General features: G+C 69.3%; 7 protein-coding genes, 1 tRNA gene and 1 pseudogene. 3 read left to right on the top strand and 6 right to left on the bottom strand.

Annotation, left to right across the window (positions count from 1 at the left end; all coding sequences use genetic code 11):
- Window positions 1-99: 99 nt before the first annotated feature.
- Window positions 100-1,248, top strand: a complete 1,149-nt coding sequence (locus GXP76_RS32810; protein ID WP_242575264.1) for a low temperature requirement protein A — start codon at window positions 100-102, stop codon at window positions 1,246-1,248.
- Here the strand turns inward: GXP76_RS32810 and GXP76_RS32805 are convergent.
- On the bottom strand, window positions 1,196-1,663 hold the full coding sequence (locus GXP76_RS32805; protein WP_242575263.1) for a MarR family winged helix-turn-helix transcriptional regulator: 468 nt from the start codon (window positions 1,661-1,663) through the stop codon (window positions 1,196-1,198). The genes GXP76_RS32810 and GXP76_RS32805 overlap by 53 nt on opposite strands.
- A 433-nt stretch (window positions 1,664-2,096) precedes the next feature.
- Here GXP76_RS32805 and GXP76_RS32800 point away from each other — a divergent pair, with 433 nt between their 5' ends.
- Entirely contained in the window at window positions 2,097-3,539 is a 1,443-nt protein-coding gene (locus GXP76_RS32800; protein ID WP_242575262.1) for an FAD-binding oxidoreductase, read from the top strand.
- A 63-nt stretch (window positions 3,540-3,602) separates the two neighbouring features.
- On the opposite strand, the pseudogene GXP76_RS32795 reads toward GXP76_RS32800, so the two are convergent.
- Window positions 3,603-3,734 (bottom strand): annotated as a pseudogene (locus tag GXP76_RS32795) (BBE domain-containing protein); the annotation flags it as partial.
- A 204-nt stretch (window positions 3,735-3,938) separates the two neighbouring features.
- Window positions 3,939-4,241: a putative quinol monooxygenase gene (locus tag GXP76_RS32790; RefSeq protein ID WP_242575261.1), complete on the bottom strand. Its 303-nt coding sequence runs from the start codon at window positions 4,239-4,241 to the stop codon at window positions 3,939-3,941.
- Between the two features lie 184 nt (window positions 4,242-4,425).
- Between GXP76_RS32790 and GXP76_RS32785 the strand changes: the two genes are divergently transcribed.
- Window positions 4,426-4,498: transfer RNA gene (locus GXP76_RS32785), tRNA-Arg, on the top strand.
- Window positions 4,499-4,569: 71 nt separating this feature from the next.
- Here GXP76_RS32785 and GXP76_RS32780 read toward each other — a convergent pair.
- The 3 genes from GXP76_RS32780 to GXP76_RS32770 form a co-directional block, all read right to left on the bottom strand.
- A complete protein-coding gene (locus tag GXP76_RS32780; protein WP_242575260.1) occupies window positions 4,570-5,721 on the bottom strand; it encodes a site-specific integrase in 1,152 nt (383 codons plus the stop codon).
- Complete coding sequence (locus GXP76_RS32775; RefSeq protein ID WP_242575259.1) at window positions 5,721-5,909, bottom strand: helix-turn-helix domain-containing protein; 189 nt, start codon at window positions 5,907-5,909, stop codon at window positions 5,721-5,723. The genes GXP76_RS32780 and GXP76_RS32775 overlap by 1 nt, the downstream gene beginning before the upstream one ends.
- On the bottom strand, window positions 5,906-6,783 hold an 878-nt coding region (locus GXP76_RS32770; RefSeq protein ID WP_374363466.1), incomplete at its 5' end, for a replication initiator. The genes GXP76_RS32770 and GXP76_RS32775, both read right to left, overlap by 4 nt.

The raw sequence follows: 6,783 nt of genomic DNA, 5'->3' as shown, positions 1-6,783 counted from the left end.
AGTGATCTAAAGTCGGGTGAATTTCCTCAGAACGGTCAGGGATGAAGCCTCGTGAGTCAGCCGCTCCCCGTGGGACGCAACTGGACCTGGTACCGGCCGATGCGCTCACGCAGCGCCGACGAGGAGCACCGCACGTCGACCGCTCTGGAACTCTTCTTCGACCTGTGCTTCGTCGTCGCGGTGGCGCAGGCCGCCGGCGCGTTCGAGCACGAGGTCGTCATCGACCGGATCGGCCACGGGGTGGTCGGCTACGCGACGGTGTTCTTCGCGATCTGGTGGGCGTGGATGAACTTCACCTGGTTCGCCTCCGCTTACGACACCGACGACGTCTTCTACCGGCTGCTGACCCTTGTCCAGATCACCGGCGCGCTCACCCTGGCCGCCGGTGTGACGAAGGCGCTGGAGGACTCCGACTTCACCGTCATCACGCTGGGCTACGTCATCATGCGGCTGGCCATGGTCGCCCAGTGGCTGCGCGCCGCGTACTCCGATCCCGACCGGCGGCGGTGCTGCCTGCGCTACGCGGCCGCGATCCTCACCGTTCAGATCGGCTGGGTGGGCCGGCTCGCGCTGGCCCATGAGGGCGGTCTGGCGGCCTTCTGTGTTCTGGCGGCGCTCGAACTCGCCGTCCCGCTCTGGGCGGAGCAGCCGGCGCACACGGTCTGGCACCCCCGGCACATCGCCGAACGGTTCGGTCTCTTCACCCTCATCGTGCTGGGCGAGACGGTGACCGCCTCCACCGTGGCGGTCCGCACCGCCCTCGACACGGACGCGTCCTTCGGCAGCATCGCCCCACTCGCGATCGGCGGCATCCTGACGGTCTACGCCATGTGGTGGCTGTACTTCACGTACGACGTCCCCGTCCAACTCACCTCACTGGCAACGTCGTTGCGCTGGGGCTACGGCCACTACCTCGTGTTCGGCTCCGCGGCGGCGGTGGGCGCCGGTCTGGCCGTGAACATCGAACACATCGGCGGCCACACCGATATCGGGCCGACCACGGCGGCCGCCACGTACACGGTGCCCGTCGCCCTCTACGCGGCGGTGCTCCGGGTACTGAGCCACAAGGCGGACCCGTCCCGCACGCTGGACGTGCTGTGGACCGTGGCCGTACTCGGGATCCTGGCGGCCACGTTCGCGCCCGGCCCCGTCCTGGTCACCGGCCTCATCGCGGCCGCCCTGGTCGCGGCCATGCTCACGACGGTGGCCCGGGAGCGCGGGCGCCCTGGTGGTCGACCACATCGATGAAGACACTCTTGAACCGGGCGTAGACGTCCGGGCCGAGGCGCTGTTCATGCCGGGCCTGCATATGAGCCATGATCTCGTCCGCCACCGCCATCTGGGCCCGGCCACGTTCCGTGGGGCACACGAGTTTGGCCCGCCGGTCCGCCGGATCGTCCCGCCGCTCGACATAACCCAGAGCGGCGAGTTCATCAATCAGCGTGCCGATGACCTGCTTGTGCTGACCGGACCGCCGTGCCAATTCCGTTGCCCGGACGCCCGGCAGTTCCATGTAAGCGAGAACGGCGCCGTGCCGGGGCTTGATGTCGTCGAAACCCTGGGCGTGGAGACCGGAGAAGAGTTCACGCTGGACGGCGAACAGCAGCCGGCCCGCCAGCGTCCCCAGATCGGGCTCGGCGACGTTGCGCTCCGCGCGGCTCACGTTCCGCTTTCCCCCGCCCCTGTCGCCCCGAGATGCCTTCCCGGCATCCGCGGGAGTCTAACGGAGTTCACCGGCGGGGCCCTTCGTGCCGCCCGGCGGGCGGCGCCCGGCCGCCCGGGGTACGGGGCACGGAACGGAACCTGCACCCCCGGGCGGGGGCGGTCGGTGCGTCGCGTTCCCTCCTCGATCGTGGCGGTGATACAACTCCCGGATACAACTCCCGAGCGCGCCGCATTCGCACGAGAATTCAGCGCTGCCGACCGACTCCGCCGCTTCTTCGGAATGTCCGTGGTGAAAGACGGCGCTCACACGATCTGTTCGCGGACCGGCGTGACGAAATCATTTCCGGGCGGGCACGGTCCCCTCACTCCGGCACATACGAACGGACGGACGGCGAACTTCCGTCCCGTACCGAGAGAAAGAAGTCACGGGCATGAATCCGGCCTCGGAGAACGATGGATCCCCCGAACCTCCCCGGCGGGGAGACTGGGCCGGTGAACTGGACGCTCTCGCACAGACCGTCGACGGCCCGGTACTGACCCCCGGATCGCAGGGCTACGACGCGGAGGTCGCGGTGTTCAACGGGACCGTGGCCCACCACCCCGGGGTCGCGGTGGGTGCGACGTGCGTGGCCGACGTGGTGGCGGCGACGCGGTTCGCGCGCGCCCACGGTCTCCCCGTCGCCGTCCTCAACACGGGCCACGGCCCGTCCCTCGGCGCGAGCCACGACACCGTGCTGATCTCCACGCGCCGGATGTCGGACGTGGTGATCGACGCGGAGAGACGGACTGCCCGGATCCAGGCGGGTGTCCGCTTCGGGCAGCTGGTCGAGGAGTCCACCGCCCACGGACTCGCGCCGCTCGTCGGCTCGTCGCCGGGCGTCGGCGTCGTCGGCTTCACCCTCGGTGGCGGCGTCAGCCCGACGATGGGCCGCGCATACGGCTGGGCGTCGGACCATGTGACCGCCATGGACGTCGTGACGGCCGACGGCGAGGAGCACCGTGTCACCCCGGACGACGAACCGGAACTCTTCGGCGCGCTGCTCGGCGGCAAGAGCAACTTCGGCATCGTGACCGCGATGGAGTTCGCGCTCTTCCCGGTCACCCGCCTCTACGCGGGCGCGCTGTTCTTCTCGGGCGACGACGCCCGGGCGGTCCTTGAGGAGTACCGGCGTTTCACCGCGTCGGCGCCGGACGAGATGAGCTCCGGGCTCGTCTTCCTCAACCTGCCGCCCCTGCCTGCGCTTCCCCCCTTCCTCCAGGGGAAGCTCGCCGTCTGCGTGCGCATCTCCCATGTCGGCCCGGCCTCCGAGGGGGAACGGCTGGTCGCGCCGCTGCGCGCCTGCGCCACACCGCTGCTGGACACGGTCGGCGAGATGCCCTATTCGGAGTTCGCCGCCATCAGCATGGACCCGACCGAACCGACCACCGCGGTCGAGCACTTCGGGATGCTGGACGAGCTGACCCAGGACACGGTCGACGCCCTTCTCGACGCGGTCGGGCCCGGGTCCGGCAGCTCACTCAATCTGGTCGACCTCCGCCACCTCGGTGGTGCGTACGCTGCCCGTCCCGCGACGTGGAACGCGGTGGGGACCCGCGACGCCGCCTACGCCCTCTTCAGCCTCGCCTTCGTCCCGCCCGGTGAGGACGTGGCCGCGTACGCCGCCCCCGGCGCCGAACTCGTCGACCGCATGGCCCCCTGGCTCAGCCGGCGCGGACACCCCGGCCTGCTGGCCCCGGCGGACGCCACCGAGCAGAGGACCCTCGCGGCGTACGACCCGGCGGTCTACGAGCGGCTGCGAGGGCTCAAGGCGGCGTACGACCCCGACAACAGGCTGCGGGTGAACCACAACATCCCACCCCTGGCCACCTCCTGAGCCCCGCGCCTCCGCTGTCGGTTCCGGCCCCGTCAGGAAACTCTGCCGGGGCCGGATGTTCTGGTTGAGACGGAATACGTTCCCGGGGTCGTGGACGCCTTTCACCGCGCGCAGCCGTGCGTACGTCTCCGGGGAGTACGCCGCCTGCCGTATCCAGGGCCGGATGGACGTCGCGCTCGTGCCCACCGGCGCCATCGGCCAGGACAGCGCGGTGCCCGCTGATCCCCCCGGCGCACGGCACATCCGGACCCGTTCCACCACGCGGCTCGCGGCCACACCGGCATCGTCACCGTGCGGCACCACGCCGCAGTACGCCCTGGCGCTTCCCCAGGCTCCCGACATGAATCCCGGACACCCCGACCCGTACCCGTACCTGCCGGTCGTACCAGGAGGCGCGCATCACCGGAGCTCCTCGATCCCGGGTTCGGTGCCCTCCTCGGCACTGATCAGCTCGGCGATCGCCGCGAAGAAGGCACTGACACCGGGAAGGTTGGCGCCCTTGGCCCGGGAGGCGGCGAAGTCCTCCGCACTTCGCCAGGTCACGATGTCGAGCCACTGATCGTCGGGCAGCCGCACCAGACGGGCATCCAGAAACCCGGCCCGATCGGCCCGAAAGTCGGCGAGCATGCCGGACCGGGCACGAAGCAGTTCATCGACCCGGCCGGGCTCCACACGGAACCGGGTGAGCTCGATGGTGGGCATGACAGCCTCCCAGCAAGTAGTCAGTAACCTTGACTATAAACAGCCCTGACCAATCCCAACCTCTCCACCCCTCTCCAGTCTGCCGACCAACCCCCAAATCGTCCTGCCACCCCACACCAAGACCCCGACGACCACCGACAGACGCCGAATCCGCTACCCTGTTCCGGATTGGAAGCACCACCCCGCCTCCGTAGCTCAGGGGATAGAGCACCGCTCTCCTAAAGCGGGTGTCGCAGGTTCGAATCCTGCCGGGGGCACATGGGAAAAGGGCACCTACGGATCTCCGCAGGTGCCCTTTGACATCCACTTCTGACATCAACGAGCACGGTCACTGAGGGCCGGGACGCCTCTTGAGCAGCCGGTCCATGTGACTGATCGCCTCGCGCTGCGTGTCCTGGACGACGTGGGTATAGACGTCCATGGTGATGCTGATCTGGCTGTGCCCAAGGATCTCCATCACGACGCGAGGAGCGACCCCGGCTGCGGTAAGCAGGGTGGCGCAACCGTGGCGGGCGTCATGCAGCCGGACGACGCGGATGCCGGCAGAGCCAGCGACTCGAGTGAACGAGCGGTACACGTTGCGCGGCTCGACCGACCGCCCGTTCCGGGTGGTGAAGACGTACCCGCCGTCGTCCCATGACTCCCCCGCGCGCAGCTTGGCAGCGGCCTGGCGCATCCGGTGCCAGCGAAGCGGCGCAATGCACATCGCAGGAAGCGGCACGGCTCGACGGCGGCGGCCCTTGGGGTCGTCGTTGTAGAGAACGCCGCGCCGTCGCTGCGTCTGCTGCCGGACGTGGAGAACGCGCTTCTCCAGGTCGATGTCGCCCCATCGAAGGCCTACGATCTCACCCCGCCGAAGTCCCATGGCTACGGCAAGAACGAAGGCCGCGTACAGCGGGTCCTTCCGGGCGGCGGCAAGGAAATCCAGCGTCTCGTCGAGGGACCAAGGGCTCAGCTCACGCGACTTGGCCCGAGGCGGCTCAACGAGGCTTGCCACGTTCCGGCTCACCAGCTCCTCACGGCAGGCGGCCGTCAGTGCAGTGCGCAGCACCCGGTGCGATTCCTTGGCGGTAGCCGCAGTGGTCTTCTTCTCCAGCTGGACAAGAAATCGCCGGACGTCCGCAACGCCCAGGGATTCGAGCCGCTTCGTGCCGATCATGGGTACGAGGTAGAGCCGCACATGCGCCTCGTACTTGTCGTAGGTGCTGAGCTTCCGCCGAGGCTTGACGAAGTTGTCCAGCCAGTAGGGCAGCCACTCAGACAGCCTGTCCGAGCGGGTGGGGACAGGTACGCCCTGGTCGACCTTGGCGAGGAGATCTCGGCGCTTGGCGTCGCACTCGGCCCAGGTCTTGCCGTAGGCGAACTTGCGGGCACGGGTGCCGTCCGGTTGGAGCACGTAGACCGCAGCCTGATAACGGCCGTCCTTGCGCTTGGTGATCGTGCCCGCACCGTTGGGGTTGCGCTTGCGCTGGGAGCCCATCAGGCAGCTTCCTCGATCTCGTGGGCGATGAAATCGCGGACCGCGTCGGCAGGGATGCGGCGAGAACGCCCGACCGTGATGGAGGTCAGTCGACGCGAGCGGATCAGGTCGTAGACGGTCGAACGTCCGAGCCTGAGTCGAGTCATGACCTCGGGCACGGTCAGAAGCTCGGCGGTGGCGGTGGTCATGCGGTGGCTCCTTCCGGGGCGTTCTGGTCGTGTGAGGCTTCTCGGGCGGTTTCGCTGGTGGGCTGTTGGTCTCGGGCGAGTGCGTCGGTGAGCCAGGCTTCGCCGCTGGTGAGTCCGGTTCCGGCGTAGTCCCAGCGGGAGAGGACGAGGGTGGTGGGCGTGGGGGCGTGGGCGTCTTCGCCGCGTGCGAGGGCGGCTTGGAGGCGTTGCCATTCGGCGCGGGCCTGGCGGAGGGTGCCGAGGGTGGTGGAGTAGCGGCGGGTCTTGGTGGAGAAGTGGCCCCGGAAGCCGAGCATGTGGGCCCAGGCGCGCAGGCGGAGGTGTCCGAGGTCGGAGCGGGCGCCGAGGTCCCAGCAGGTGCGAACCAGGCGCCGGGCGTGGTCGGTGAGGTCGGTGTGGGCGAGTTCGGCCAAGAGCCGGATGCGGTGGTCGAGGGTGCCGGTCGCGGTCTCGGCGCCCTTGGTGGCGTACTTGGCGATGTAGCCGGCCACGGCGCGGTCGGTGAGTTCGGTGCCGCCCGCGAAGTCGGCGGAGCGGATGACCCGTACGTCGAGCTGGCGGCCGAAGGTGAACCGGTGCGCGTGGCCGTCGAGGGTCGGGCCCGCGACGGAGGCGGCTCGTGTGGCGGATTCGATGGCGTCGGTGAGGAGTTCCGGGGTGGCCCAGGCCGGGGGTGGGGTGTTGCCGCCGTCGTGGCCGTCGAGGCGGATGACGGCGTGGAAGTGGACGGCGCCGCGTCGTTGGTACTCGGCGACCTTGGCGAAGGAGACGCGGGCGTACTGGCGGAAGGCGCGTTGGGTGAGTCCGGCGCGCTTGGCGATCTCGCGGCGGAGGTAGATGGAGAAGCGCCGCCACAGAGCCCCGGCGTGGGCGT

Origin of the sequence: Streptomyces sp. NP-1717 (genome assembly GCF_022695985.1) — a bacterium.
Lineage (GTDB): Bacteria > Actinomycetota > Actinomycetes > Streptomycetales > Streptomycetaceae > Streptomyces.
The sequence above is the reverse complement of the archived record's forward strand: the minus strand, read 5'-3'. Positions and strand labels throughout refer to the sequence as shown.

Bases quoted from the DNA above. Each gene is read 5' to 3' on its own strand.
- GXP76_RS32775 (WP_242575259.1), bottom strand. From the start codon at position 5,909: ATGACCACCGCCACCGCCGAGCTTCTGACCGTGCCCGAGGTCATGACT.
- GXP76_RS32810 (WP_242575264.1), top strand. From the start codon at position 100: ATGCGCTCACGCAGCGCCGACGAGGAGCACCGCACGTCGACCGCTCTG.
- GXP76_RS32800 (WP_242575262.1), top strand. From the start codon at position 2,097: ATGAATCCGGCCTCGGAGAACGATGGATCCCCCGAACCTCCCCGGCGG.
- GXP76_RS32790 (WP_242575261.1), bottom strand. From the start codon at position 4,241: ATGCCCACCATCGAGCTCACCCGGTTCCGTGTGGAGCCCGGCCGGGTC.
- GXP76_RS32780 (WP_242575260.1), bottom strand. From the start codon at position 5,721: ATGGGCTCCCAGCGCAAGCGCAACCCCAACGGTGCGGGCACGATCACC.